Source organism: Sphingorhabdus sp., assembly GCF_046154385.1.
Lineage (GTDB): Bacteria > Pseudomonadota > Alphaproteobacteria > Sphingomonadales > Sphingomonadaceae > Sphingorhabdus_B.
The window spans coordinates 26,962-52,482 of record NZ_JBJXFW010000023.1; the positions used below are offsets into that span (position 1 = coordinate 26,962).

Below are 25,521 nucleotides of genomic sequence, written 5' to 3' on the forward strand. Positions count from 1 at the left end.
GGACTTATCGAACGCGAGACAAGTCAGACAGAGGTTTTACGCAATGCCTTTTCTGTCAAAACTGCATCGCCTTCTACTGCACCAATGATTGCAACCGTACCGTCGGCATCGCGGCGTGCAACGAGCAACACAAACTCTTCGCCTTCACCTGAAAATTCGGTCAAGTCGCGCGCTCTTGCGGTTCGCAGACGCAAACGCGGGTCGACGGGAACAGCGGCAACATGTTGGCCGGCAGCCACCTTTTTGGCGCGGCGCTCGGCCGCGATAATGCCTTTCAAGCCGCCATCATATTTGCCCAATATCTCGGCAAGGCCGCCCATCGATACGGCGTTACGATCCGCAAATTGCAACGCGGTCGCAAATTCGGTCAACCGGGTTTTATCATAGCCTGCGCCGAAAACCAGCTTCACAATCGGCGTAAACGGAGCGCGATCCTGTGCGACAAGCCCGGCATCGGACAGCAAGTCCGCGTAATCCGAGGGGTTCTTTGCCGCAACAAGTGCAAAATCATGAGCCCGTCCTATTGCCTGATACAAAGCTTCGCGAGTACGCAGGTCTGCATCGCGTGCGCTATCGGCACTTTGCCGGGCAGCATCCAGCCAATCCGCGAGCGACGAATTTTCATCGGGCTGAGATTCGACAAAAGCGAATTCTTGACCCAATTCCAGCTCTTCTTCGGGCTCTTCATCAAGATGTCCTGCAGTTGGACCATCCGCCCAAACAGGGACATGTTCCTGTCTCGGTGGTGCAGCGGCCAATGCCTGTTCGACTTCCAATTGAAGTGGCGCAGCTAAATCGGATGCTATGGCTTCTTTCCAATTGATGACACCGTAAATGAAATCGATAGTGTCATCATCCGATGAATAGGGCAGCAATATGCCACGGTACATGATGTTGACACCGCGATCATTCACGAATTCCGCTTCAAATCCGATGGGTGCCCGGTTTGCAATTATTTGCAGATAATGGTCGGTGATGCGTGATAGCAGCGACCTGCTAGGCACTTCATCAAGATAAGTGACCTCATCGCCCAATCCGCATTCGGACCGCAATTTGTCACCTAGAAATTCGATTGAGGGGTTTTCGATCCCTGACGTGAAATCCAGTAATACGCTGTAATCCCGGAAATCCTCGACGGCAGATGGATCGAGTTCTTCAATCGACGGGTAGTTTTTGTCGTGAAGTTGCGCCGTCCAGAAATTATAGGCACGGACTTGCATCCGGCGCTCATCGGTCGAAACCACAGGCGGTGCTTCGATGGCGGCATCTTCTTGTTCGAAGACGTCATAGCCAGGCAAGTCGGCGTTATAGTCCGATCCAAATGGCTCAAATCCGCGCAAATTATCCATCATTGGGTCCTGTCGATGCAAGTCGCGACTTCTCAGTCCGCTCCACATTGCCCAAGGATGGTTAAAATGCCGTAAACTTTTGGACCAAATGCCGCGCCGCTATTGCAGGACCCTCGATAGGGCATCGGCCCAACCTGTGAGTCGGGTCTGACGTTCGGCCAATGGGAGCATTGGCGTAAATCGTGTTACCCCGCCTCGCATTATGGCCGCTGTTTTGAGTGAGGGATAGAGCCCTGCCCCTATGGCAGCGAGCATCGCCGCGCCTAATGCCGTTGTTTCGATGAACGCCGGACGCTCGACATCAATGGCCAATATGTCTGCCAGATCCTGCGCCATCCAATCGTTCGCAACCATGCCACCGTCGATGCGCAGTTCGGCCCAATCCGCACCATCGGCGGCAAAGGCGGTTTTCAGATCGTGCGTTTGGTGCGCCATTGCCTCCAACGCGGCGCGGGCAATATGCGCTTTCTTTGCCGAAAAGCTTAGCCCTGCGATGGTCCCGCGTGCATTAGGCTGCCAATGCGGGGCACCAAGCCCGGATAGCGCCGGAACCAGATAAACTCCGCCATTGTCGGCTACACTTCGTGCGAGAGGTTCTGTCTCCGCGGCACTGCCAATCAATCCCAAATCATCGCGCAACCATTGTACCAGGCTGCCTGCCACAAAGACGGAACCTTCCAGCGCATAATGCCGCTCGCCCGCAATCTGGTACAGGACGGTCGATAGCAGTCGATGCTTCGATTGCCGCAACGTCGTTCCTGTTTGGGTCAGGACGAAAGCGCCAGTGCCGAATGTTGCCTTGGTTTGGCCGATCGTAAAACATCCCTGACCGATCGTGGCGGCCTGCTGATCACCTGCCATCCCTGTAATGGGAATCGAAGAACCGAACATTTCCGGCGTAGTAGTTCCAAGTTGTCCTGCACAATCCGTGATTTCGGGCAATATATCGCGGGGAACACCAAATAAGTCGGTCAGGCCGTCATCCCAGCCGCCGCTGCCAATCGCCATCAATGCGGTCCGTGATGCATTGCTCGCGTCGCTGATATGCGCGCCACCTGTCAGGCGAAAGACAAGATAGCTCTCGATAGTACCGACCCGTAGATGCGTACCAGCCTCGGTCAGTTGGGGCCAGTTGGCGAGCGCCCAACCAATTTTCGAACCTGAAAAATAGGGATCGAGCAACAACCCTGTTTTTGCCTGAACGACCGGTTCTTCGCCGCGCTCGCGCAGGGCCATGCATTGGTCCGCCGTGCGCCGGTCTTGCCAGACGATGGCAGGAGCGAGCGGCTTTCCGGTGCGTGCATCCCAGAACACAATGGTCTCACGCTGGTTTGTAATACCAATGCCTGCGATCTGGTCCGCACCACCCGCCTTTGCGACCATTTCGCGCGCACATTCGAGCGTGAGGTTCCAGATTTCCTCCGCATCATGTTCCACCAGCCCCGGTGCGGGATAATGTTGCGTCAGCGGACGTTGGCAACTGCCGAGAGCCTCGCCACTGGCCGCGAACAGCACTGCGCGGGTTGAAGTAGTCCCTTCATCAATGACCAATATGCTTTTGCTCATGCCTCAAGCGCCGCAATACGGCGTCCTTCCTTGCTCCAGATAAAAACAGCCCTGTTCCCGAAAAGGAACCGGTTGACAGCCAGAGCCATCAAAACACATGTAACCAAAACAATGGCCATAACATCAATATAATGAAGCCAGCCAATGCCGATATGCTGGTAGAATGTCTCCCCAGCATAAAGCGTGTCGGGAACATAAAGAATGAAATTGTGGAACGCATAAAGCGCAACGCCCCAGATTAAGCCCGCGATTGCAGCGCGGGCATCCATATTCCGGAATAGTAGTCCGGCGATGAAAGCCGATAAAATGGGCATCGATGACAAGCCGTTAAGTTGCTGCAACAGGTTGATAATGCTTTTCGCGTTTTCGAAAACCGGAACAAGCAGAATTGAGGTGATTGTCAGAACCACCGAAACCACCGCCGCCAGCCGCCAATGGTTTGCCACTGGACGAATGAATTTGTCATGAAAATCGACGGAATAGAGCGCGACGGAGCTGTTCAATATCGCGCTGGTATGGGCAATTACCGCTGCCATCATCATCGCAGCGAACGCGCCCGACATCCACCCGGGCAGGACATGTGCAACGAGTTTACCATAGGCTGCATCGCCCAAGCTGCCGAACAATTTATAGGCCACGACGCCCGGTATAACGACAATCGCGGGAATGATAAGAATGCGGACCACAGCGGCGGCAAGTACACCCTTTTGCGCTTCTTTTACCGTGGGGGCGGTCATCGCTTTCTGGGTGATATTCTGGTTTGTCGACCAATAGAATATCTGGATGAAAATCATGCCGGTAAACAATGTGTGAAAGGGAATGGGCGACGTAATACTGCCTATCATTGACGTCCGTTCGGCGGGCACCGTCGAAAGGTCAAAATCCACGGCGGCTAGCGCGAGGATAACTACCAGAAACGCTATCGCCAGCACGCCGATGCCGGAATAAGTGTCCATCACCGCAACAGCCCGAAGCCCGCCGGTGATCGTATAGATCGCGGCAATGATGGCCATCGGAGCCGCAAACCATAGCAATGACCAATCGACGCCAAACATGGATTTGAGGAAAAGGCTTCCCGAATAGAGCGCTGCGGGAAGGTAGATCAGAATATTGCCGAGCAGAAACAGCGCCGAAATAACCGTGCGGATACTGCCGCCCTTATAGCGCCGTTCCAGCAGTTCGGTCACTGTGGTGCACTTGTTGCGATAATAGATTGGAACAAAAACATAGGCCAGGATCATCAAGCCTACAAAACCCGAAATTTCCCACCATGCGAGCAACAGCATCTGGTTGCCGTTCATACCGACCAATTGTTCGGTCGACAGATTGGTCAACGTAATTGACCCTGCGACAAAAAGCCAAGTGAGCCCGCCGCCGGCAAGGAAAACCTCTTTCGTCGACCCGGCATCTTCGGTGCGATTGGCGCCTTTGCCGTGCACTTTCCAATATGTCAGGACGGCAATCAACAGGGTTAGTGCTACAAATATCGCGATCTGGCCCGCACTGTTGGTGGTTTCAAACATTTCCGCTCCCGTCTGGCAATTCTACACAAGTTCGGACTTGCGCTTTTTTGTGATTTGCGAAACTAGACAAGCAGCCTGAAAAGACAATCAAACAATTCAAAAATTGGTGCAAACTCAATTCGCATCGCAGGAGAGTCGCTTGCAATATCTTCGCCTTGATTCCGCCGACACCATGGTCGTGTTTTCCTGCGAACAGGACGCGCCGCCCTCTCTGCTGTATTGGGGCAAGGCATTGGCGAAAAATGTCTCCGTTGACGAACTTGCAAAGCTTTCCCTTCGGCAGGGGATGCATGGGGTCGCCGATGTTTCCATGCCTTTGTCCCTGGCGATGGAGGCGGGGCTTGGGCACCCGATGGTGCAAGGATTGTCCGCGCACCGCGAAGGTAAGGACTGGGGTAGTCTTTTCCGTGGAGCAAAAGTGGAGACGCTGCCACATGGCGCTAAAATAATTTGCCGCGACGAGCAGACCCGATTGGGGCTGGAATACCGCGTTGAGCTCGACCCCGAAAGTGGTGTGCTGCGCATCGCGTCGACCCTGACCAACTATGGTGCTACCCCGCTTGACCTGAACGAGATGGCCACGGCATGCCTCGAACTGCCGCAAAACATGACCGATATCATCGGCTTTAGTGGACGATGGACGCAGGAATTTGGCCGTGAACGGATTGCCCGGACGTCGGGTAGCTATGTGCGCGAAAATCGCAGCGGACGGACCTCGCATTTCAGCTATCCCGCTCTTTTGCTTGCCACAGCGGATACCAACGAAAATGCCGGAGAAGTCTATGGCTTGCACTTGGCATGGAGCGGTAATCACCGGCTGCGTGTCGACACGCTGACCGACGGGCGTGTAATTGCGAACTTGGGCGCGCTGCTTTTTCCCGGCGAAATCCGCTTGGCGCCCGGCGAAAGCTATGCAAGCCCCGAAATCGTCGGCGCCTACAGCGCACAAGGTTTCAGCGCGCTTAGCCGAAAATTTCATCAGCACGTCCGCACAAAACTGTTGCGCGCCGAAATGCGGGCCAAACCAAGGCCGGTCCATTATAACACATGGGAAGCCGTATATTTCGACCATGACACCGACAGGCTGAAAGAGCTTGCAACCAAGGCGGCTGCGCTGGGCGTCGAGCGCTTTGTTCTGGATGACGGTTGGTTCGGCGCACGGCGCAATGACCTTGCCGGATTGGGTGATTGGGTTGTTTCGGACGATGTATATCCGCTGGGCCTCCGGCCGCTTGTCGACCATGTCACCGGTCTGGGCATGGAAATGGGCATCTGGTTCGAACCTGAAATGGTCAATCCGGACAGCGATCTCTATCGGGCGCATCCGGACTGGGTTCTCGGCGCTGAGGCCGTCGATCAGGTCCCCTTCCGCACCCAATATGTGCTCGACATCAGCCGGCCCGAAGTGGCCGACTATCTGTTCGACCGGATTGACGCCGTCTTGCGGGACCATGACATCCGTTACATCAAGTGGGACATGAACCGTGATCTCAGTCACCCCGGTGGCGTGGATGGCGCGGTGCGGGCTGTGGCGCAGGTGCACGCGCTTTACGCATTGTTGGACAGAATTCGCGGAGCTCATCCGCAGGTTGAAATCGAAAGCTGTTCGTCGGGCGGGGCACGGGCGGACATGGGCGTGTTGGCGCATAGCGACCGGGTTTGGACTTCCGACAGCAATGACGCATTGGACCGCCAAAATATCCAGCGCGGCGCGAGCTTCTTTTTGCCGCCCGAGACTATGGGTTGTCATGTCGGGCCAGCCCATTGTCACGTCACAGGGCGCCGCATTTCGATGGCGATGCGTGCGGCGACGGCGCTGACCGGTCATATGGGATTGGAATTGAACCTGCTGACCGAGCGGGAGGCGGATCTTTTCCAGCTCAAAGCCGCCATTACGCTGCATAAGCAGCACCGCAGTCTGTTGCATGATGGCGATATCTATCGTCTCGACACCGCTCCGCACCATCTGGCCATCGGAGTTGTGGCGCGGGACAAATCGGAGGCCCTTTTTTCGTTAAGCTATATGACCGGTGACCAGCATGTTTTGCCGGGAAGGCTGCAATTTGCAGGTCTTGATCCGGCACGCCGCTATCATCTCGCCCTCATCTGGCCCGAAGGGTGGCCGGCGGTGAAGGCACCTTCACTTATCGAGAAACTTGATCTTTCCGGCGCTGGCGCTGTTTTTAACGGGGCAGCCTTGATGCAGGCGGGGATGCAATTGCCCCATGCCCAACCGGAGACATGCCTGCTGTTCCACTTGAAGGCGATTCTTGGTTAAAGAAACGCCTTCACGTTTGCGATGAAACGATCGAACTGGTCGTGGTGCAACCAGTGCCCTGCATTTTCATATTCGATCACGCTGGCCGTCGGGAAATGCGCGATTCGTCCGTCTTTTGCGGGATTGGAGGCCCAGCTTTTTTCGCCATAGAGCAGCAACATAGGGCAAGTGATAGATTGCCAGATGCTCAACAATTCCTCGCGCGGCATATCGAAAATGGCCCAGATGTTGAGGTAATTGTCGAACTTCCAGCTCCATGTGCCGTCTTCATTCCGTCTGATGCCGTGAACGGTCAGATGACGGGCCTGTTCGTCTGTTAAATAGCTGTTCTCCGCCTTCATCCTGTCATAGGCGGCTTCGATGGTCGGGTAGCGTTTGGGGGTTCGACCAGCGGCATTGCGCTTGTCTTCGATCCATTGGCGGAACCGTTTCTGGATGCCGATGGCGTCGCGTTCGGCCTGCATTTGCGGCGATAGGCCGAGTCCTTCGATATTGACCAGCTTGCGGACATTTTCGGGGAAGATACCGGCATAGCGCGTGGCGATATTGCCGCCCATCGAATGGGCTATGATAGTCACAGGTGCCAGACCCAATTGATGGATCAACTGGGCCAGATCATAGACAAAAGCCGACATTTCGTAATTGCCGTCCGGCGACCATGCGCTGTCGCCGTGGCCGCGCAGATCGGGCGCGATGATGTGCCAATCGTGGCGCAATTCCTCAGCAACCCAGTCCCAGCTGCGCGCATGATCGCGCCCGCCATGCACCAGCAAAAGCGGTGGCGCGTCGGCATTGCCCCAATCGACATAATTGAGCCGCAGGCGCTGCGAAATGAAGCTGTTGGTGATCGGGCCGTGAATAGTCATTCGGCGGCCAGTAATTGCTCCGCCCCGCCAAGGTCAACCGAAACAAGGCGACTGATACCTTGTTCGATCATCGTCACGCCAAAAAGCCGGTGCATTCGGCTCATGGTGACAGCGTTGTGGGTGACAATCAGATAGCGTGTATCCGTTTCCTTCGTCATCGCGTCCAGCAAATCGCAAAAGCGTTCGATGTTGGCGTCATCGAGCGGCGCATCCACTTCGTCCAACACGCAAATGGGTGCCGGATTGGTCAGGAATAGCCCAAAAATCAGGGCGACCGCAGTCAACGCTTGCTCGCCGCCGGATAGAAGAGTCAAGGATTGCAGCTTTTTGCCCGGCGGTTGAGCAAATATTTCCAACCCAGCCTCAAGCGGATCATCGCTGTCGATCAACGCCAGATGGGCTTGCCCCCCGTTGAACAAAGTCGAAAACAGCCGGCGGAAATGGCCATCGACCGCCTCGAATGCCGTCAGCAGACGCGCGCGCCCCTCCCGATTGAGGCTACCGATCGAGCCGCGCAACTGGTTGATGGCTTGCGTTAGCTCTTCGCTTTCTTTCAGGCTTGTGCCTTGCTGTTCTTCCAATTCGGCCAGTTCGTCGGCGGCGATCAGGTTGACCGGGCCAATCCGCTCCCGTTCCTGTTGCAGGCGGTCAAGCCGCCCCGATTGCATCGCCGCATCACCCAGGGCACTTTCGTCAAAGTTCAGCTTTTCTGGCAAAACCGGAGGTGGGCATTCAAACCGCTCACCCGAAATGCGCCCCATTTCGATCCGGCGTTGATCCTGATTTTCCGCACGTGCCTCTGCACCGGCACGGGCTTCACGCGCTATCGACAGGGCTTCTGCAGCTTCGGCCAATTCCTGTTCCAGTAATTTGAGCGCGGCTTCACTGGTGTTTTCAGCCGTCTGTAACTGGGCCAGTTTTTCGGCGATGCGAACGCGATCCGCGTCCAGTCGCGCGATCTGCTGTTCCAACTGGGTAGGTCGACCGTCCAGACTCTGCAGCTCATGTGCGATTTCAGCAGCCCGCTTTTTCATTTCGGCAATCCGGCGATCGGCCTCTCCGGCGCGCTCTTGCCAGCCGCGAATCTCAGCCATCGTCACTGCACGCCGTTCACGCATTTGGGACACATGCTGTTCATGCGCCGACACATCGGCCTGACTTTGCATCAGATATTGCCGGTATGCGTCATTTTCTGCGGTTAGTCTTTGGACCAGCTCTGCATTTATGTCACCGGCGGGCAGTTTCGCCCTCACATCCTGTGCGTCCCGCAATTCGGTTTGCGCGGTCGCGATATCGCGATCACTTGCAACGATGCGCTCGTGCAGGGCGGTGCGCGCAAAATGCAGCCGGTTTAGCGCGTCTTCGGTTTGATCGGTTGCCCGCAAGGCCTGTCGAAGTTCGCTATCAAGTTTTTGTTGCGCGGCCAAAAGCGTGCGATGCGTGTCTTGCGCAACTGCGATTTGTCCCGCAACCGCTTCTGCGGCTTGCGAATGGGTCGATAGGGTGGATTGGGCCACCGGGATTTGCTCATCCAGCTCCGCCAGTCGGTTTTGCCGTATTAACAGTTCGGCTGTGGTTGCGCCATCGTCATCCGCCAAAAATCCGTCCCAACGGCGCATCTTTCCGTCGCGGGTCACGATCCGTTCACCGGGCAATAGCGTCTCGCCGTGGTCGGCATCGACGACCCGGATCATCGAAAGCCGGGCGCGTAGCTCATCCGGTGCGGTAACATGGTCGATCAATCGGGTGCCCGATGTTGATGCTAATTCGTCGTTACGACCAAGCCACCTGCGCCCCTGTTCGCCGCCGATGACCGCATTGACATCTTCACCCAAGGCGGCGGCGAGTGCGCGTTCATATCCCGGGGCGGCCATGATGTGGTTGATGGCCTGTGCGCCGATACTTTTGGTCAACGCCCGCGATAGCGCGCTATGTTCCGACAGAAGCGCGGCAAGTTCGGCTTTGGCGCTGGCAAATGCACTTTGCGCGGAATCGCGCTGTGCCATCAGGCTAAGGCGCTGCGCCTCTGCCGCTTCAAGTGCCGCCAAACCGTCGGTGGTTTGCTTTTGACACGCGGCAACTGCCCGATCAGCATCCTGTTTGGCAGCGGCAAGGTCGGCTTCATCGCCAAGTCGTGCCTGCTCCTCTGCGATCCGGCCTGCATCCCGTTCGGTACGCTCAACTCGAGCAGAGGCGGAAGCGAGGGCGGCGTCGGCGACCCGGATTTCGGCATCGGCACGGGCCTGTTCGGCCAACGCCTTGGCAAGGGAAACTTCGCTCTCACGCACCTGGCGTTCGGCGTTTTCGGCAGCCTTCACCAGCGCGGGGCGCTTATCTTCTTGTACCTTTATCGTCTGGCTCAGGGACCCGCTTTCACTTTGCAACCTGGCAAGGGCGTCGGCGGCGTCGTGAGTCAGCCTGTCTTCGCGCGCGCCATCTTCGGCCATTCGGGCCGCTTGTGTGGTCAAATCCTTCTGTCGTTGCAAAATGTGGTCCAGATCGCTTTTCAACTGGACCAGCATATTCGACAGATCGCTTGCCGCATCGCGCGCGGCCAAGGCGACGGATCGCGCTTCGGCGAGTTCGCCCACTGCCTTTTGGTGCGCCGCGCTTAGGTCACGTTGCTGCGCGGTGGCGTTTTCCACTTCTGCCGTTGCCGCGTTGGCTTCGGCGCGGGCGGCATCCGCGGCGGCCTTTGCCTCTTGCCAGCGTACATATATCAATTGGGCCTCGGCCTGCAGGATATCGCGACTGAGTGTGCGATAGCGTTCCGCTTGTTTTGCCTGACGACGAAGTTGCCCCGCCCTTGCATCCATGTCAGCCAATATGGTCGATAGCCGCGCCAGATTGGCCTCGGCCGCGCGCAGCTTTTGCTCGGCATCTTTACGGCGCACGTGCAGACCGGAAATACCCGCTGCCTCTTCCAGCATTTGCCGCCGTTCCTGCGGCTTGGCGGATATGATCGCGCCGATCCGGCCCTGACTGACGAGGGCCGGTGAGTGTGCGCCGGTGGCTGCATCGGCGAAAATCAGCGCCACATCTTTGGCACGCACGTCGCGTCCGTTTGACCGGTAAGCCGACCCGGCCCCGCGTTCGATCCGGCGGGTTACCTCCAGTTCATGATCGTCGTCATTCGCCACATCGTCATAATGCCGCTCCGCCGAAATTGTGACTTCGGCAAAATCGCGCGGCGGACGCGAAGCCGTGCCGGCAAAAATGACATCTTCCATCCCCGCGCCGCGCATCGACTTGGGGCTGCTTTCGCCCATGACCCAGCGAATCGCCTCCAAAAGGTTGGACTTGCCACAACCATTCGGCCCCACAATGCCGGTAAGGCCGGTTTCAATCTTGAGTTCGGCAGGCTCGACAAAGCTTTTGAAGCCGACAAGTTTCAGCCTGTTTATCCGCAAATTCTATCTCGTGGATTACAAACACGCATTCCCGTTCCTTGCAAACCGACTACCGCGCGCCTGCTTCGACCAGCTTGCCTTTAATCTGGACCCAACCATTCACGTCAAGCTTTGCGCCGTTGAGAGTGAAAAAAGGTGTGCCGCTGACGCCATCGTCATTTGTGGCTTTTTCGGTTGCAGCAATCAGTGCATCGATGGCCGCCTTGTCCGCGAGGCATGATTTGGCTTGATCTTCGCTGATCCCGCGGGATTTGACGAATTCGATCAAACCCATTTTTGTGCCAAGTAGCGTGGCGATTTCTGCCGGGGTCATTTTTTGCATCGCTTGCTGGTCGGCTGGCGTTACGGTGCTCAACTTGCTCAACCAGCTTTGCTGTTCGGCATAAAGTTGCTCGACAAGCGGGAAGAAGGCTTCTGGTCCGCTGCATGATGCCAAGAGGAAACCGGGAATATCCTGCACCCCGTGCACCAGAAAGGGCCGATATTCCATCGCAACGACCCCGGTGTTAATCAACCCGTTCAGTTCTTCGGTCGATTGGACCGAAAATTGGGCGCAGCCCGGGCACGTGATTGCGCCATATTCGACCAGCTGTAGCTTGGCTTCTGGATTGCCGATCTTGAAGCCGCCCGCCGCGGTTTTGCTGACTGTGTCGGTCCAGGCCTTTCCGGCAGGTGCCGCCACTTTTGCAATCGGTTCACCTTTCGGCGCGCTTGCCGTATCGCCGCCGCTGCACGCCAAGAGAGCGAGTGTCGCTGTGGCAGCAACCAAGAGTGATTTTATACGCATAGGGTTTCCTTCAATCTTTCGATTCACGATCATTTCAACTTTGTTTTCAACTCGTCGAAGCTATGGACATGGTCTTGCAATACGCCGTTGACCATGAATGACGGCGTGCCTTGCACTCCGGCGGCAGTGCCATCGTCGGTCATGGCGAGGATCGTCTTTAACGCGGCCTTGTCCGCAAGGCACGTCTTGGCTTGTGCAGGCGAAATTCCGCGTTGCTGCATAATCGGCACCAACCCGATTTCCTGATAAACGCCCGTCATGAAACCAACATAATCCGCGCTTTTCAGCTGCGCTTCGGTAGCTGCGGAAATATTTTTGGTCTGGCCCAGCCATATCGATTGGGTCGCAAATAAATGCTTTTGGTTGCCAAAGAACCGGGCCTTTCCGCCGCACCGGGCCAACATGGCCGCGGTCAAATCGATCGGGTTCAACAGCAGATTGCGAATTTCAAGACTGGCTTTGCCAGTTGCGACATATTGCGCCTTCAGCTGGGGTGATTCTTTCAATTCGAAATCGGCACAATGGCTGCACGTGTAGCTCAAATATTCCACGATTTTGTTGGGGGCGGACGGGTTTCCGACAATATGTGCACCCTTGTCACTGACGTTAAACGTCAAAAGCCAGTTATTTTTCGCAGGTGCGGCGAGCGACCCTGCCGAAAAAACCAACCCGGCGGTTATCAGAATCGCGAAATATTTTCCGGTATGGGACATGAGAAAAGCTTTACCTGTAATTAAGTCGCGGAACATCTGGAATCACTCACCGTCTTTGGCAAGGCTTTTCGCAAGACTTTCGAGCACCGCGAACAATTCCGGATCGCCGATCTCCCGTAACGATTCTCCCAATTCGAACGGCACCGGCTTTAAGATTGACGGAGCGGCCAGCTTGGCGGGAGAGGGTCGTGAAACCGGCCCCTGGCGGACCTTGACGCGCGCGACGGCGGCATATCCGAAAAAGCGGTTTACCCGTTCGATAATCTCGGGAAGGACATGCTGGATCATCGTGGCATGCGCGCCTTCAACGGTCAGTTCCAGCGTTCCGTCCGACTTGCGCCCTATGGGAAACCGGATCGCTTCGGGCGCGGACACCGATGCGTAGCGCGTGCCGACAATTTCATCCCAGCGACTGACCACCGAGCTTTGGACAAATCCGAACCGGCGGAATGCGGCGCGCCCTATTTCGGGCATCAATGCCGACACAGCCCTTGCTTCACCGCCCCGGGGACGCTGATAGGGTTTGGGGGTGATCGTCTTTTTCGATCCCCGGTCAGAAGTCTTGCCTTTGTCCATTGTCTCATCCATGCCATTTCTGATGAACGGCGTCCAACATTCTGGCCAGAAAATTGGGGATATCGCGGCGCAGCTGCTTGACCATTATGACCGGCACGCACGGAAATTGCCGTGGCGCAAATTGCCGGGGCAGGGCTTGCCCGACCCATATCATGTGTGGATATCGGAGATTATGTTGCAGCAAACCACGGTGGCTGCCGTCATACCCTTTTTTGAAAAGTTCACCGAAAAATGGCCCGACTTCGCCGCACTGGCCGCCTGCGATGACGCCGATATCATGGCGGCGTGGGCGGGGCTTGGATATTATGCAAGGGCGCGCAATCTGATCCGTTGCGCGCGCAATATCATGTCTGATTTTGGCGGGGTCATGCCGGAAGAAGAAGCGCAATTGCGGACTTTACCGGGCGTTGGCCCTTACACCGCCGCCGCAATAGCCGCGATTGCCTTTGGCAAAAATGCCGTTGTGGTTGATGCCAATATTGAACGCGTCGTTTCGCGGCTGAAGTCGATTTCAACGCCTTTACCGCAGGCAAAGCCCGTTATCTATAATGCGACGTCGGAAATTACCCCAAAGCTGAGGTCGGGCGACTTTGCCCAAGCAATGATGGACCTGGGCGCCGGTATATGTTCGGTCAAGACGCCGTCTTGTCCATCATGCCCGCTAAATGCCCATTGTTCTGCGTCAATTGCCGGAAATCCGCAGGATTATCCCGTGAAGTCGCCCAAAAAAGCCAAGCCTGTGCGAACAGGCACCATATATTGGATCACCAAAGGCGAGTTGGTCTGGCTTGTCCGCCGCCAAGACAAGGGAATGCTGGCGGGAATGCGGGCTTTGCCCGATGACGGCTGGACGGCGCGATGCGACGGTAGTCAATCACCGCCGTTTGCGGCCGACTGGACTGTATGCCAAACACCCGTTTCGCATATCTTCACCCATTTTTCGCTGAATGTCGTTGTTACCGTTACGGCATGGCGGGGCAAGGATGATCCGCCTTTGGTCGGCGAGTGGTGGGATGCAAATTCGCTCGACAAGGCCGGTCTTCCAACACTATTCAGTAAAGCAGCAAAAGTGGCAATCGCTTCAGGAGAGACGTAATGGAACATCAGGCAATCAGCGCAGCGGCACTAAATCGGCGCGGCTTTTTGGGCTGGGGCGGCGCGCTTACAATGGCAGGTGCTGCATCTGCGTTTATGCCTTCCAAAGCATGGGCATTGGCGACCGAGAAATATCCAACGATAAAAGCGCAATTCGACAGCTATGTCGCGTCGGGGAAATTACCCGGCGTTCTGGCGTCGATCGGTAAAGGCGCAATTGCGACTGACGTGGTTTCGGTCGGTACCATTGCCCAAGGCGACCAGACGCCTGTTGATTTCGATACGCTGTGGCGGGTCTATTCGATGACAAAGCCGATTACCGGCATTGCGGCCATGTTGTTGGTGGGTGATGGCAAGATGAAACTTGACCAACCTATTGCCGATTTCTTGCCCGAATTTGCAAAAATGACGGTTCTAACCGATCCGGAAAACAGTCTTTCGGCTGTGCCTGCCAAAAACCAGATTACGGTGCGGCATTTGCTGACCCACACGGCGGGGCTTGGGTATAATATCATTACCAAGGGGCCGTTATTGAAGGCGTATAACGAGCAGGGCATCAATCCCGGTATTGTGAGCCGTTTTCCGCTGCCCGGATTTGAAACCCCGGCACCCACCCCCGATTTGAAGACATTTGCCGAACGTGTGGCTGCGCTGCCATTGATTGCTGAACCGGGAACAAAGTGGAGTTACTCTATTTCCCTCGATGTTCTGGGCAGAGTGATCGAAGCCGCCAGCGGCATGGAATTTGAATCTTTTTTGAAAACCCGTTTGTTTGATCCATTGAAAATGACGAGCAGTTATTTCCAAGTGCCCGCCGCCGAAACAAAGCGCTTTGTCACCAACTATGCGCCGGTCAACGGCGTGTTGATCCCCATCGATCCCGCACCGACCAGTATTTATCTCGACAAGCCTGCTTTTGCATTTGGCGGTGCCGGGCTGGTGTGCTCGGCGCGTGATTATGACCGCTTTTTGCATATGCTGCAAAATGGCGGGGAACTGGATGGCGTTCGGGTGATGGCGTCCGAAACGGCGGCATTGGCAATGTCTGATCTGCTACCTGCTGGTATCAAGACCGAAGGTACATTTGTTGCAGGCGCAGGTAATGGCGCCGGTGGCCGCGTTGGCAAAGGTGCGTTTGAAGGAACATTTGGCTGGGGCGGCGCGGCCGGCACGGTGGCTTTTGTCGACACCCGCCGTCAGGTGCGCGCCGTGTGCATGGCGCAATATGTGCCGAGCAATGTATATCCCTTCCATGAGGATTTTGCCAAATGGGTGCTGAAGGATCTGGGCATAACGGCCTGATCCGATGATGAGCCCAGGCTTTACCGGATCACCTCTCGACCGTGCCGACAGGGTGCGGAATGACGCCGAAGCTTATGACGCGCTTTTGGGGGATTGGCGTGCGCGGATTCTCGGTCTGGACGGTCTTGATCCGGTTGTCGCCGCCGATGGCGGATTGATGTGGCATTCGGTGGCCGAACTGTCCGGTTCCGAAGAGCTCATTCTGCTGGGTCTGTCGGATGGCAAGCCGCATTTTGTCGCTTTGGCTGAGGCAGAAGGCGATGTTTTCCGGTCCCCTGCGATATGGCGCGCGCTTTCGATGCTACCTGCCGAAGATGCGGCGATATACGGCACCGCGCGCAGCTTGATTGAATGGCATAACGGCCACAGATTCTGCGGAAAATGCGGGCATCTGACGACTTTGTTTCGCGCAGGCTGGGGTCGTAAGTGCGGCAATTGCGGCAAGGAGCATTTTCCGCGCACCGATCCTGTCGTGATCATGTTGGCCGAATATGAAGGCAAGGCGCTCGTCGGTCGTCAGTCGCGATTTCCCCCCGGCAACTATTCGGCGCTGGCCGGTTTCCTCGAACCGGGCGAAAGCATCGAAGAAGCAGTGCGCCGCGAAATCCATGAAGAGGCAGGCGTGTTCTGCGGTGCAGTGCGATACGTGACCAGCCAGCCCTGGCCCTTTGGCGGCGCGCAATTGATGATCGCATGCATAGTAGAGGCATTGGGCGACGCCATCACGCTCGACACCGACGAGCTAGAGGATGCAAAATGGATCAGCAAGGAAGACGCCCGCGCCGCACTTGAAAACGCGGATTCCCGGACCTTTAACGCACCGCCGTCCTTTGCCATCGCACATAGTTTGCTGAAACATTGGGCGACCACATGACGCCGTTGCGGATCGACATCATATCCGATGTGGTTTGCCCATGGTGCATTATTGGCTATCAACAGGTGCAAATGGCGCTTGCCATGATCGACCAGCCCGTGGCGGCAGAAACATGGTGGCATCCATTTGAACTGAACCCCAATATGCCGCCCGAGGGCGAGGATACGGCCGAACATATCGCCCGCAAATATGGCAGTACGCCCGAACAAAGCCGCGCCAACCGGCAAAGGCTCTCCGACATTGGGGAAAGCGTTGGCTTCGCCTTCAATTATGGTGAAGGGATGCGGATTTACAACACGTTCAAGGCGCACAAGCTGTTGACCGTGTTCGGGGCCGAGCGGGGTTGGCAAGCCCAGACCGGTTTGAAAATGGCTTTGTTCAAGGCCTATTTTCAGGAACGCCGTGATGTCAGCGATATGGCGGTGCTGGCGGAAATCGCGGAACAACAGGCTATGGAGGCGTCCGTCGCACACGCATGGATGCTCGATGAAAGCCTGACACAAGGTGTTCGGGCGGAACAGCGACAATGGCTGGACGAAAATATCACCGGCGTTCCTGCGATCGTCTTCGATCAGAAATTCATGGTCCCCGGCGCGCAGAGCGCGGAGACATTTGCAGGGGTAATTGGCAAGGTTTTGGCAAAGCGGAACGAAGTAGACCGTCCCCAAAATTGAATTCAATCCACCCCGTCACCCTCCCTCAGGCGGGAGGGGAGCTAGGTCCTGACCCTCGGTGCGCCTGCTCCTCCTAAACCAGCCCCATCTTCATTAGATCGCCCAACATCTTGGAAGGCATCACGTCGCGGGCGTCGGCTTCGCCGTCACCCAAATCGGGCGGGGCGTCATTTTCTTCGAGGTAGCGCCAGCCTTGATGCGCGCGTTTGGGGATGCCGCGGACGGGAATGAGGCGCGGTTCTATCCGAATCCAGTGGCGACCGGCGCCATTTTCCATGAAACCGAGTATCGGGCTTCGGCCAATCATGGTGTGTGCATGAATCCAGTAGAGTGATCCACCGGCCATTTCCGCTATCCGTTTTGGCAAATAGCGCGTCGTAAGCCTTACTTCGCCTGCCTCTGCATAATGGACAAGGCGGTCCCGCAAATCGGCGGCACCTGTTGCGCCAAAGGCAATTTTGGTCATGTTCAAAGGCATCAATGCAATATGTCTATCGCAGCTTTACCCGGCAAGCCCGCTGAACACGGCCAGCCCAAGGAAAATAAGAAAGCCCATGGAATCGGTGATCATCGTCACAAAAATCGAGCTTGAAACTGCCGGATCCTGATCGAGCCGGTCGAGCAGAACGGGAATGGCGACGCCGGACAGCCCGGCCAGCGCAATGTTGCACAATATGGCTGCCGCTATGACGCCGCCCAGCAACCAATTGCTGAAAATCAGGCCGGCGCCAAGGCCAGCGATGATTGCGATCGTTGCGCCGATCAGTAACGCGACGCGAATCTCGCGCCAAATGGATCGCATCGTATTTGATTGGGTCAACTGGTTCGTGGCAAGTGCGCGCACGGTCACCGCCAATGTCTGGGTGCCCGCGTTGCCGCCAATCGAGGCTACAATCGGCATCAAAATCGCGAGCGCCACCATTGTTTCAATGGCCGCGCCAAATTGCGCGATAATGAAACTGGCGACCATCGCCGTGCCCAGATTGGCAATCAACCAGCGGACGCGCGCCTTGTAACTGTCTGCAATCGGTTCGTTAATGTCGCCTTCGCCCGCACCTGATAGCTGAAGGAAATCCTCATCGGCTTCTTCCTGAATGATGTGGACGATATCATCGGCGGTGATAACACCGACCAACCGCCCGCCTTCATCGACGACGGCCGCCGATATCAGGGCGTATTTTTGGAAGCGTAGTGCAACTTCTTCCTGATCCATATCGACGGGAATCAAGGTTTGCTCATGCACCATGATTTCGCTGACGGGAACCTTGCGCTGGCTCCGCATGATCCAGCTTAGCTTGCACGTTCCGACTGGCTTGTGCTGCGGGTCGACGACGAACACTTCCCAGAATTCGGTCGTCAGATCCTGATTGTCACGCAGATAATCGATCAGTTGTCCGACCGTCATATGTTCGGGTACCGCGACCAGCTCGCGTTGCATGATACGACCGGCGGATTCGTCGGGATAGGACAGCGCATCTTCGATGACAGCGCGGTCTTCGGGGTCGAGTTCGGCAAGGACGGCTTGCTGGTCCTCTTCCTCCATATCCTCGATAATGGCGACGGCATCGTCGGTGTCGAGTTGCCCCGCAAGATCGGCGACCTGTGCAGCGGGCAGCGCGTCGATGATATCATCGCGCACCCAGTCGTTGATTTCGGCAAGCACCTCGGCGCTCATCAAATCGCCCATCGCGACGGCGAGCGGTCCGCGCCGTTCGGACGATGTCTGTTCCAAAAGGTCGGCAATATCGGCTTCGTGCAATGGCTCGACGAGGCGTTTTACCTCATCAGTGTCGCCGTCTTGCACCGCTTCAAGCACGCGGGCGACGAAGTCACGGTTTAGGATATTGTCTTCGTCCAGTGTTTCCATGACTTCATCGTCGATGGTGACGGGTTCGGCTTGTTCGCTGGTCATATGCGGCCTCCCCTCGGGACGTTGGATGCAGGTTGGCATCCTCCTAAGCGTCCAAGTTCAAAATGCAATGATTTTGGCTTGGCCATAGCCTTTGCTTGCCCTAGGGCTTGCGGCATTCATTCCAGAAGGAGCACGCTATGTCAGATGAAACCCTTACCCTAAGCCTTGATGACGGCGATGTTGTTATCAAATTGCGTGCCGATCTGGCACCAAATCACGTTGCACGTATCAAGGAACTGGTTGGCGAAGGCTTTTACGACGGCGTGAAATTCCACCGCGTCATCCCCGGCTTCATGGCGCAGGGCGGATGCCCGAATGGCACCGGCATGGGCGGGTCGTCGAAGCCAAATCTGGTGCAGGAATTCAACGCCGAACCGCATGTGCGCGGCGTATGTTCGATGGCGCGGACCAATGATCCAAATACCGCCAACAGCCAGTTCTTCATCTGCTTTGACGATGCGACTTTTCTCGATCGGCAATATACCGTCTGGGGTCAGGTCATCAGCGGTATGGAACATGTCGACGCGCTGCCCAAGGGCGAGCCACCGGCAAATCCCGGCGTAATCCGTAAGGCGACTATTGGCTAAGCTGTTGGGGACAGTCCCTAAAGGGACTGTCCCCGTAGAACTGCGCCGGGGACTGTCCCCAGCGCCTATCCTTACTCAGCGTCACTCTTTGGCGGTTCTGGCGGGCGCATGGCTTCCATGGCGGTCTTCAGCTCGGCGACGGAGATTTTGCCGTCCTTGTCGGAATCGATGAAATCGAAATGCTGGACCATCGGGCCCTGCGCCTCGGTTTTGGCGATGAAGCCGTCTTTGTCGGCGTCCAGAAATCCAAATATCTGCTCCGGGCTCGGCATGCCGCCGGCTGGCGGTGCAGGCGGCTGCTGCGCGAACGCGGCGGTTGTGCACAGCAACGCCGCGCCGATGGTGATTGATTTCAGCATATGATATCCTTCATTTTGGTGAGATGTGTCTTTTGATCACGCGAGGCTGAATGTGCCCTTTACAACCGTGACGCATTTTCCCGATAGCCAGACCTTATCGCCATCCATGCGGCAACCAAGATAACCGCCGCGTGCGGATGCCTGATGCGCGGTGAACGTGTCGCGCCCTAGTTCTTCGGCCCAATAAGGGGTAAGGACGGCGTGCGCGCTGCCGGTGACGCTGTCTTCATCCACGCCTGCGCCGGGTACGAAAACACGGCTGACCACATCGGTGTCGGTTCCCGGCGCTGTGGCGGTGAAGCTGTCATCGCCAAAGGCGGTCAATGCCTTCATATCAGGTTTCAGCGCGAGAATTTCGGCCGCGCTTTCATAACGGAACAGATTGTAGTGATCCGGATTGCGCCGCATCGACAATGGCTTGCCCCCCATAGCTGCCATCATTTCAGGGATAGCGACGGCATCGGTGGAAATAGCGGGAAGCGCCACCGCATAGCCATCGCCTTCACGGCGGACTTCCAATATTCCGGCTTTACGTGTGCGAAAGGTAACGCGGTCTTTATCTGGAAATTGTTCCAGCAAAATATGCCCGCTCGCCAATGTCGCATGGCCGCATAACCGGATTTCGACGGCCGGTGTAAACCAGCGCAATTCAAAATCTGCCGCGCCTGTTGCGTCAGGCACTGTAAACGCGGTTTCGGCAAAGTTATTTTCTTCGCCAATCGCTTGCATCACGGCATCATCAAGCCACGCGTCCAACGGCATGACCGCCGCCTGATTACCCGTAAACGGCCGGTCTGCAAAGGCATCAACATGGAAATAGGGTAATTCAGTCATGGTTGTGATCCTGATGTTCAATTGTTTCGGACGGGACATAGCCCAGTTCATCCTTATGGCCTTCCGGATCAGGGTGGATGAGCACCTCGACCCCGGGGAATTCCTGCATCAAGGCTTCTTCTACCTCATCCATGATGCGATGCGCCTGCAATATGGTCATGTCGGGATCGACCCAGACATGGAACTGACAGAAATCATGCACGCCGCTCGACCGTGTTCGCATATCGTGGATACCGCGCAATTGGGGATGGCGCATCGCGACCTCGATAAACTGCTTCCGTTTTTCCTCCGGCCATTCTCGGTCAAGCAATTGGTCAAGCGCCATCTGGGCGGCACGAAATGCACCCCACAACAACCACAGCGCAATGCCGATCCCGAAAACGGGGTCAGCACCGCGGATACGCAGCACGGTCTCGCACAGGATCGCAACAATGACGGCAATGTTGAGCAGCAGATCGGACTGGTAATGGACATGGTCCGCATGGATGGCGACCGAACCTGTTTTGCGGACAATTTGTCGCTGATAAGCGAGCAGCGCCAATGTTGCGACAATCGCAATAATCGATACCCCGATGCCATATTCGGGGTGCGCTGTCGTTTCGCCCGAACCAAGCCGCAACATCGCACGCCAACCGATCAATATCGCTGATACGATGATCAGAACAACTTGAATCAGGGCCGAAAGCGCTTCAGCCTTGCCGTGCCCGAAGCGGTGACTGTCATCCGCCGGACGGGCCGCGTAGCGCACGCTGAACAACGTCAACAAAGACGCGAGCACATCAAATCCGGTATCGGCCAGAGATCCGAGAAGCGCAACCGAACCGGTTTCAGCGGCGGCAAACAGCTTCAATGCCAAAAGGAATAGCGCCATCGAAACGCTCGCAATCGCTGCCCTTGTGGTCAGCGATCCATGCGTTTCGTGATGATGGTTGTGGGCAAGGCTCACGGATAAAGCATTCCGCAGGACCAACCGTCGGACGTCCGTTCATAAAGCCAGCGTTCGTGCAGACGGAATTCGCGGTCTTGCCAGAATTCGATGCGGGTGGGGGATATCAGCCAGCCTGACCAATGCGGCGGACGCGGGACATCCTGCCCGGAAAATCGCGCCTCAACTTCGGCAAAGCGTCCTTCGAATGTCCCGCGATCTGCCAAAGGACGTGATTGGTCAGACGCCCAAGCGCCCAATTGCGAATTACGCGAACGGGTGGCGAAATAGGCGTCGGCGACGGCGTCTTCGACAGGGCTTGCTGCCCCTTCGATCCGGATTTGGCGGCGCAGCGATTTCCAGTGAAACAGAAGCGCGACATGCGGGTTTTCGATCAGTTGTCCGGCTTTGCGGCTTTCGAAATTGGTGTAGAAAATGAATCCGCCGTGCGAACCCAAATTTGCGCCATGCCCCTTCAGCAAGACCATGCGAACCGACGGCTGTTCATCCGCCCCCGTTGTCGCAAGCGCCATTGCGTTGGAATCATTGATTTCGCTGGCCCGCGCTTCGGCATACCAGTCGTCGAACAGAACAAAGGGATCGGGTCTTTCCATATCGCCGCGATAGGCTAGACTGGCGTCAGTTGAAAGAGGGAAGACATTTTTATGCCTTGGGAAAACATCTTTACCTGGACGAACAGCTGGGCCTTGGTGTGCTGGCTTATTTTGGCATTTGCACCGCATCGGGACCGGGTTCTTCCTTATGTTTTTTATCTGGGATGCGGGGTCTTGGCGCTCACTTATGCATCACTTATCCTGCCGTTGATGGCGGGATGGATTGACGATGGCGGTCCCGTTGGTCGAGCGCCGGCAGATTTTACAAAACTGTCGGGTGTCATGTCCCTGTTCGCGAGCCCCGGCGGCGCGACAATCGGATGGATTCATTATCTGGCGTTTGATCTGTTTGTCGGAATCTGGGTGGCACGCAACGCCGACCGGCATGGCTATCTTCGCATTGTGCAGGTACCGATTTTGTTTTTTGTCTTCATGCTCGGTCCCATCGGGCTGCTTTTATACCTGATTTTGCGAACAACAACTAAGGGAAAACCCGAAAATTCAACGCTACCGAGTTGACTTATGTGCAACAATCCCGATTTAGAGTGGTAGAGTGCTAACACAGGGAAAAGAATGGCCGATCCATATTCGATTTTGGGCGTATCAAAAGGCGCGGACGAGAAGGCGATAAAGACCGCCTATCGCAAGCTTGCCAAGGAACTGCACCCCGACAAAAATACCGACAATCCCAAGGCTGCAGACCGTTTCAGCGAGGTGACCCGTGCCTATGATTTGTTGTCCGACGCCAAAAAGCGCGGGCAATATGATCGTGGCGAAATTGATGAAAACGGGCAGGCGCGCGCGGCTTATGGATATGGCGGCGGCGGCTTTGGCGGGGGTGGCCAAACCCCCAATAGCGCCAATTTCGATTTTGCAGGCAGCGGTATTGACCTTGGAGATATATTTGACGGCATTTTCGGGGGCGGTGGTACAGCCGGTGCCCGTCCAAATCCGGGGCCGCGTCCGCAACAGCCGCCTTTGGCCAAGGGCGCCAATATTGCTTATGAACATCTGGTATCCTTTACCGATGCCGCAACCTTGGCTCCGCAACGCATTACGTTGCGCGACGGCAAAACCGTTGAATTCAAACTGCCCAAGGGCGTCGTGTCAGGGCAGCAGATAAGAATTCCGGGCAAAGGCCAGCCCGGCCCAGCGGGGCATGGCGATGCGATGGTGACCTTGAAGATCGGCAAACATCCATATCTTTCGCGTGATGGGGATAATATCCGTATCGACCTGCCGATTTCTCTGAAAGAAGCAGTGGCAGGCGGCAAAGTGAAAGTGCCAACGGTCGATGGCCCCATATTGCTCACCGTTCCGCCGCGGACGAATTCAGGGGCTACTTTGCGGATCAAGGGCCGTGGCTTCACGGACAAACTGGGGGAGCGCGGCGATCAATTGGTCAGCCTGATGATTCATCTGCCCCAAGATCCCACAGAATTGGCCAAATTGAATGAATGCCTTTCCGACCAGCCCGTGCGGGTAAACATGAGTGTCTGAACAATCCCCCCTCTCTCCGGAGGCTCGGGCCAAAATTGCGACGCCGCATGACGAGAGTGAAGCGAGATGGTTTTCCCATCTCAATACGCCGCAACAGATATGGGAAGTGCTGAAACGCGTCTTTGTTGGTGTGTATAGCGAAGGATTTGTCCATGCTGGCAACTTCGCGTATCTCTCTCTGGTCGTGCTGTTTTCTTTTTGCATTGTTGCGGCAGCAATCGCAGGAGCTTTCGGGCAGACACAATCGGGTCATGCGTTAATCAATGCATTTTTTCTGACGGTACCGCCGGGCGTTGCCGAAGCCCTGCGCAGTCCTGTTGAAAGCGCGATGGCGGCTCGATCGGGCCCGCTTTTATGGTTCGGTGGAGCTGTAAGCCTTTGGACCACCGCCAGCCTGATAGAAACCATCCGTGACGTGATGCACCGGTCTTATGGCACCCAACCGCATCTTCATTTCTGGAAATACCGGTTAAGTTCGTTGGGCACGGTGGTCGTCTCAGTCTTTCTGGCAATGGCGGCGTTCAGCGCGCAGGTGCTTGTTACCGCCATCGAAGATCTTGTGTATCGCTTTGTCCCTTCGGCGCAAAATGTCGCTGGCTATTTTGCGTTGGGCCGCTTTGTGCCCTTTCTCATATTATTTGCCGCCATCTATCTTATTTTCCGCGGTCTGACGCCGCTGAAATATCGCGGACGGGTTTATCCCAAATGGCCGGGTGCGGCGCTGGTCAGCCTGTGGTGGCTTGGCTGTACCGCGGTGCTGCCATGGTTTTTGTCCACCATTACCAATTATGATGTAACCTATGGCAGCCTTGCCGGCGTCATGGTTGCACTCATTTTCTTCTATCTGATTGGTTTGGGCATGGTTACCGGCGCGCAATTGAACGCGGCACTGGCCAACGCGCATGAAAATGGATTAAGAGGCGGCCAAACTGACCCTGTTAAAATAAGAGGATGATATGACCGGATTGATGGCTGGCAAACGCGGGCTGATAATGGGCCTTGCGAACGACAAATCGCTGGCTTGGGGGATCGCCCAACGATTGAAGGCAGAAGGGGCCGAATTGGCGTTCAGCTATCAGGGTGAAGTGATGGAAAAGCGGGTTCGCCCGCTGGCGGAGCAATTGGGATGCGATTTCCTGATCGATTGCGACGTTTCCGATATGGTAAATCTTGACCGCGCTTTCGCAACGCTCGCCGATACATGGCCGACCATCGATTTCGTCGTGCACGCCATCGGATTTACCAACAAGGAAGCGCTGCGCGGCAAATATTTCGATGTCCGTCTCGACGATTTTCTCATGACCATGAACATCAGCGTCTACAGCTTCACCGCGGTTGCCAAGCGCGCCGCTGCCTTGATGAAGCCCTTTGATCCGGAAACCGGCGAGGGCGGCGGTTCCATGCTGACGCTCAGCTATTATGGCGCGGAAAAGGTCGTCCCGCATTATAACGTCATGGGTGTTGCAAAGGCGGCTTTGGAAACATCGGTCAAATATCTGGCCAATGATGTGGGACCCGACGGCATTCGCGTGAATGCGATTTCGGCCGGTCCCATCAAGACATTGGCGGCCTCGGGTATCGGTGACTTCCGCTATATCCTGAAATGGAACGAGTATAACTCGCCCCTGCGCCGTAATGTGACCATCGACGATGTGGGTGCATCCGCGCTCTATTTCCTGTCCGACCTGTCCAAGGGCGTGACAGGCGAGACGCATCATGTGGATGCAGGCTATCACACCGTCGGCATGAAGCAGGAGGATGCTCCTGATATCGCCCT

Annotated in this window: 24 protein-coding genes; 10 read left to right on the plus strand and 14 right to left on the minus strand. The window is 56.2% G+C overall.

Annotation, left to right across the window (positions count from 1 at the left end):
* Positions 1-23: 23 nt before the first annotated feature.
* The 3 genes from ACKVOS_RS04570 to ACKVOS_RS04580 all read right to left on the minus strand — a co-directional run bounded on the left by ACKVOS_RS04570 (position 24) and on the right by ACKVOS_RS04580 (position 4,438).
* Positions 24-1,352: a hypothetical protein gene (locus ACKVOS_RS04570; RefSeq protein WP_409210831.1), complete on the minus strand. Its 1,329-nt coding sequence runs from the start codon at positions 1,350-1,352 to the stop codon at positions 24-26.
* Positions 1,353-1,448: 96 nt separating this feature from the next.
* Positions 1,449-2,915, minus strand: a complete 1,467-nt coding sequence (locus tag ACKVOS_RS04575) for a glycerol kinase (protein WP_409210832.1) — start codon at positions 2,913-2,915, stop codon at positions 1,449-1,451.
* The gene (locus tag ACKVOS_RS04580) at positions 2,912-4,438 is read right to left on the minus strand and encodes a sodium:solute symporter family transporter (protein WP_409210833.1); all 1,527 of its coding nucleotides are present in this window, start codon (positions 4,436-4,438) and stop codon (positions 2,912-2,914) included. Before ACKVOS_RS04580 ends, ACKVOS_RS04575 begins: the two co-directional genes overlap by 4 nt.
* A 139-nt stretch (positions 4,439-4,577) precedes the next feature.
* On the opposite strand from ACKVOS_RS04580, the gene ACKVOS_RS04585 reads away from it, so the two are divergent.
* Positions 4,578-6,716, plus strand: coding sequence for an alpha-galactosidase (locus ACKVOS_RS04585; protein ID WP_409210834.1), 2,139 nt, complete (start codon positions 4,578-4,580; stop codon positions 6,714-6,716).
* Here ACKVOS_RS04585 and ACKVOS_RS04590 read toward each other — a convergent pair.
* From ACKVOS_RS04590 to ACKVOS_RS04610, 5 genes are read right to left on the minus strand one after another with little or no spacing between them, the layout of a single operon-like run.
* Positions 6,713-7,582: an alpha/beta fold hydrolase gene (locus tag ACKVOS_RS04590; protein ID WP_409210835.1), complete on the minus strand. Its 870-nt coding sequence runs from the start codon at positions 7,580-7,582 to the stop codon at positions 6,713-6,715. The two genes, ACKVOS_RS04585 and ACKVOS_RS04590, sit on opposite strands and share 4 nt — an antisense overlap.
* Positions 7,579-10,992, minus strand: a complete 3,414-nt coding sequence (locus tag ACKVOS_RS04595) for a chromosome segregation SMC family protein (protein WP_409210836.1) — start codon at positions 10,990-10,992, stop codon at positions 7,579-7,581. The genes ACKVOS_RS04590 and ACKVOS_RS04595 overlap by 4 nt, the downstream gene beginning before the upstream one ends.
* Before the next feature lie 49 nt (positions 10,993-11,041).
* Positions 11,042-11,779, minus strand: coding sequence for a thioredoxin domain-containing protein (locus tag ACKVOS_RS04600; RefSeq protein WP_409210837.1), 738 nt, complete (start codon positions 11,777-11,779; stop codon positions 11,042-11,044).
* A gap of 29 nt (positions 11,780-11,808) precedes the next feature.
* Entirely contained in the window at positions 11,809-12,528 is a 720-nt protein-coding gene (locus ACKVOS_RS04605; RefSeq protein ID WP_409210838.1) for a thioredoxin domain-containing protein, read from the minus strand.
* A 6-nt stretch (positions 12,529-12,534) separates the two neighbouring features.
* Entirely contained in the window at positions 12,535-13,080 is a 546-nt protein-coding gene (locus ACKVOS_RS04610; RefSeq protein WP_409210839.1) for a DUF721 domain-containing protein, read from the minus strand.
* 10 nt (positions 13,081-13,090) lie between these two features.
* On the opposite strand from ACKVOS_RS04610, the gene ACKVOS_RS04615 reads away from it, so the two are divergent.
* From ACKVOS_RS04615 to ACKVOS_RS04630, 4 genes are read left to right on the plus strand one after another with little or no spacing between them, the layout of a single operon-like run.
* The gene (locus tag ACKVOS_RS04615; protein ID WP_409210840.1) at positions 13,091-14,164 is read left to right on the plus strand and encodes an A/G-specific adenine glycosylase; all 1,074 of its coding nucleotides are present in this window, start codon (positions 13,091-13,093) and stop codon (positions 14,162-14,164) included.
* Entirely contained in the window at positions 14,164-15,465 is a 1,302-nt protein-coding gene (locus ACKVOS_RS04620; protein WP_409210841.1) for a serine hydrolase domain-containing protein, read from the plus strand. Before ACKVOS_RS04615 ends, ACKVOS_RS04620 begins: the two co-directional genes overlap by 1 nt.
* A gap of 4 nt (positions 15,466-15,469) precedes the next feature.
* Complete coding sequence (gene nudC / locus ACKVOS_RS04625) at positions 15,470-16,339, plus strand: NAD(+) diphosphatase (protein WP_409210842.1); 870 nt, start codon at positions 15,470-15,472, stop codon at positions 16,337-16,339.
* On the plus strand, positions 16,336-17,013 hold the full coding sequence (locus ACKVOS_RS04630; RefSeq protein ID WP_409210843.1) for a DsbA family oxidoreductase: 678 nt from the start codon (positions 16,336-16,338) through the stop codon (positions 17,011-17,013). The genes nudC and ACKVOS_RS04630 overlap by 4 nt, the downstream gene beginning before the upstream one ends.
* A 73-nt stretch (positions 17,014-17,086) precedes the next feature.
* Here the strand turns inward: ACKVOS_RS04630 and ACKVOS_RS04635 are convergent, their stop codons facing one another.
* On the minus strand, positions 17,087-17,491 hold the full coding sequence (locus tag ACKVOS_RS04635) for a DUF1489 family protein (protein WP_409210844.1): 405 nt from the start codon (positions 17,489-17,491) through the stop codon (positions 17,087-17,089).
* A 24-nt stretch (positions 17,492-17,515) separates the two neighbouring features.
* A complete protein-coding gene (gene mgtE, locus ACKVOS_RS04640; RefSeq protein ID WP_409210845.1) occupies positions 17,516-18,925 on the minus strand; it encodes a magnesium transporter in 1,410 nt (469 codons plus the stop codon).
* A 137-nt stretch (positions 18,926-19,062) separates the two neighbouring features.
* Between mgtE and ACKVOS_RS04645 the strand changes: the two genes are divergently transcribed.
* Entirely contained in the window at positions 19,063-19,512 is a 450-nt protein-coding gene (locus tag ACKVOS_RS04645) for a peptidylprolyl isomerase (RefSeq protein ID WP_409210846.1), read from the plus strand.
* A gap of 71 nt (positions 19,513-19,583) precedes the next feature.
* Here the strand turns inward: ACKVOS_RS04645 and ACKVOS_RS04650 are convergent, their stop codons facing one another.
* The 4 genes from ACKVOS_RS04650 to pdxH are packed head-to-tail and all read right to left on the minus strand — an operon-like array spanning position 19,584 to position 22,244.
* Positions 19,584-19,871 (minus strand): hypothetical protein, encoded by a 288-nt coding sequence (locus ACKVOS_RS04650; RefSeq protein WP_409210847.1) that lies wholly within the window; start codon positions 19,869-19,871, stop codon positions 19,584-19,586.
* Between the two features lie 36 nt (positions 19,872-19,907).
* On the minus strand, positions 19,908-20,705 hold the full coding sequence (locus tag ACKVOS_RS04655; RefSeq protein WP_409210848.1) for a PhzF family phenazine biosynthesis protein: 798 nt from the start codon (positions 20,703-20,705) through the stop codon (positions 19,908-19,910).
* Positions 20,698-21,651: a cation diffusion facilitator family transporter gene (locus ACKVOS_RS04660; RefSeq protein ID WP_409210849.1), complete on the minus strand. Its 954-nt coding sequence runs from the start codon at positions 21,649-21,651 to the stop codon at positions 20,698-20,700. Before ACKVOS_RS04660 ends, ACKVOS_RS04655 begins: the two co-directional genes overlap by 8 nt.
* A complete protein-coding gene (gene pdxH, locus ACKVOS_RS04665; protein WP_409210850.1) occupies positions 21,648-22,244 on the minus strand; it encodes a pyridoxamine 5'-phosphate oxidase in 597 nt (198 codons plus the stop codon). Before pdxH ends, ACKVOS_RS04660 begins: the two co-directional genes overlap by 4 nt.
* 51 nt (positions 22,245-22,295) lie before the next feature.
* On the opposite strand from pdxH, the gene ACKVOS_RS04670 reads away from it, so the two are divergent.
* The 4 genes from ACKVOS_RS04670 to fabI form a co-directional block, all read left to right on the plus strand.
* Positions 22,296-22,763 carry an ABA4-like family protein gene (locus tag ACKVOS_RS04670; protein ID WP_409210851.1) on the plus strand — a complete coding sequence of 156 codons (468 nt, stop codon included), beginning with the start codon at positions 22,296-22,298 and terminating at the stop codon, positions 22,761-22,763.
* A 54-nt stretch (positions 22,764-22,817) separates the two neighbouring features.
* The gene (locus ACKVOS_RS04675) at positions 22,818-23,744 is read left to right on the plus strand and encodes a DnaJ C-terminal domain-containing protein (RefSeq protein ID WP_409210852.1); all 927 of its coding nucleotides are present in this window, start codon (positions 22,818-22,820) and stop codon (positions 23,742-23,744) included.
* Positions 23,737-24,699, plus strand: coding sequence for a YihY/virulence factor BrkB family protein (locus tag ACKVOS_RS04680; protein WP_409210853.1), 963 nt, complete (start codon positions 23,737-23,739; stop codon positions 24,697-24,699). The genes ACKVOS_RS04675 and ACKVOS_RS04680 overlap by 8 nt, the downstream gene beginning before the upstream one ends.
* Position 24,700: 1 nt before the next feature.
* The coding region (gene fabI, locus ACKVOS_RS04685) for an enoyl-ACP reductase FabI (RefSeq protein ID WP_409210854.1) at positions 24,701-25,521 on the plus strand (821 nt) is incomplete at its 3' end.

What these genes read in the sequence shown, in the direction of transcription:
- ACKVOS_RS04630 (WP_409210843.1), top strand. Translation starts at nt 16,336, where the DNA reads ATGACGCCGTTGCGGATCGACATCATATCCGATGTGGTTTGCCCATGG.
- mgtE (WP_409210845.1), bottom strand. Translation starts at nt 18,925, where the DNA reads ATGACCAGCGAACAAGCCGAACCCGTCACCATCGACGATGAAGTCATG.
- ACKVOS_RS04580 (WP_409210833.1), bottom strand. Translation starts at nt 4,438, where the DNA reads ATGTTTGAAACCACCAACAGTGCGGGCCAGATCGCGATATTTGTAGCA.
- ACKVOS_RS04610 (WP_409210839.1), bottom strand. Translation starts at nt 13,080, where the DNA reads ATGGATGAGACAATGGACAAAGGCAAGACTTCTGACCGGGGATCGAAA.
- ACKVOS_RS04620 (WP_409210841.1), top strand. Translation starts at nt 14,164, where the DNA reads ATGGAACATCAGGCAATCAGCGCAGCGGCACTAAATCGGCGCGGCTTT.
- ACKVOS_RS04645 (WP_409210846.1), top strand. Translation starts at nt 19,063, where the DNA reads ATGTCAGATGAAACCCTTACCCTAAGCCTTGATGACGGCGATGTTGTT.
- pdxH (WP_409210850.1), bottom strand. Translation starts at nt 22,244, where the DNA reads ATGGAAAGACCCGATCCCTTTGTTCTGTTCGACGACTGGTATGCCGAA.
- nudC (WP_409210842.1), top strand. Translation starts at nt 15,470, where the DNA reads ATGATGAGCCCAGGCTTTACCGGATCACCTCTCGACCGTGCCGACAGG.
- ACKVOS_RS04605 (WP_409210838.1), bottom strand. Translation starts at nt 12,528, where the DNA reads ATGTTCCGCGACTTAATTACAGGTAAAGCTTTTCTCATGTCCCATACC.
- ACKVOS_RS04600 (WP_409210837.1), bottom strand. Translation starts at nt 11,779, where the DNA reads ATGCGTATAAAATCACTCTTGGTTGCTGCCACAGCGACACTCGCTCTC.
- ACKVOS_RS04655 (WP_409210848.1), bottom strand. Translation starts at nt 20,705, where the DNA reads ATGACTGAATTACCCTATTTCCATGTTGATGCCTTTGCAGACCGGCCG.
- ACKVOS_RS04635 (WP_409210844.1), bottom strand. Translation starts at nt 17,491, where the DNA reads ATGCCTTTGAACATGACCAAAATTGCCTTTGGCGCAACAGGTGCCGCC.
- ACKVOS_RS04650 (WP_409210847.1), bottom strand. Translation starts at nt 19,871, where the DNA reads ATGCTGAAATCAATCACCATCGGCGCGGCGTTGCTGTGCACAACCGCC.
- ACKVOS_RS04675 (WP_409210852.1), top strand. Translation starts at nt 22,818, where the DNA reads ATGGCCGATCCATATTCGATTTTGGGCGTATCAAAAGGCGCGGACGAG.
- ACKVOS_RS04615 (WP_409210840.1), top strand. Translation starts at nt 13,091, where the DNA reads ATGAACGGCGTCCAACATTCTGGCCAGAAAATTGGGGATATCGCGGCG.
- ACKVOS_RS04575 (WP_409210832.1), bottom strand. Translation starts at nt 2,915, where the DNA reads ATGAGCAAAAGCATATTGGTCATTGATGAAGGGACTACTTCAACCCGC.
- ACKVOS_RS04670 (WP_409210851.1), top strand. Translation starts at nt 22,296, where the DNA reads ATGCCTTGGGAAAACATCTTTACCTGGACGAACAGCTGGGCCTTGGTG.
- ACKVOS_RS04570 (WP_409210831.1), bottom strand. Translation starts at nt 1,352, where the DNA reads ATGATGGATAATTTGCGCGGATTTGAGCCATTTGGATCGGACTATAAC.
- ACKVOS_RS04590 (WP_409210835.1), bottom strand. Translation starts at nt 7,582, where the DNA reads ATGACTATTCACGGCCCGATCACCAACAGCTTCATTTCGCAGCGCCTG.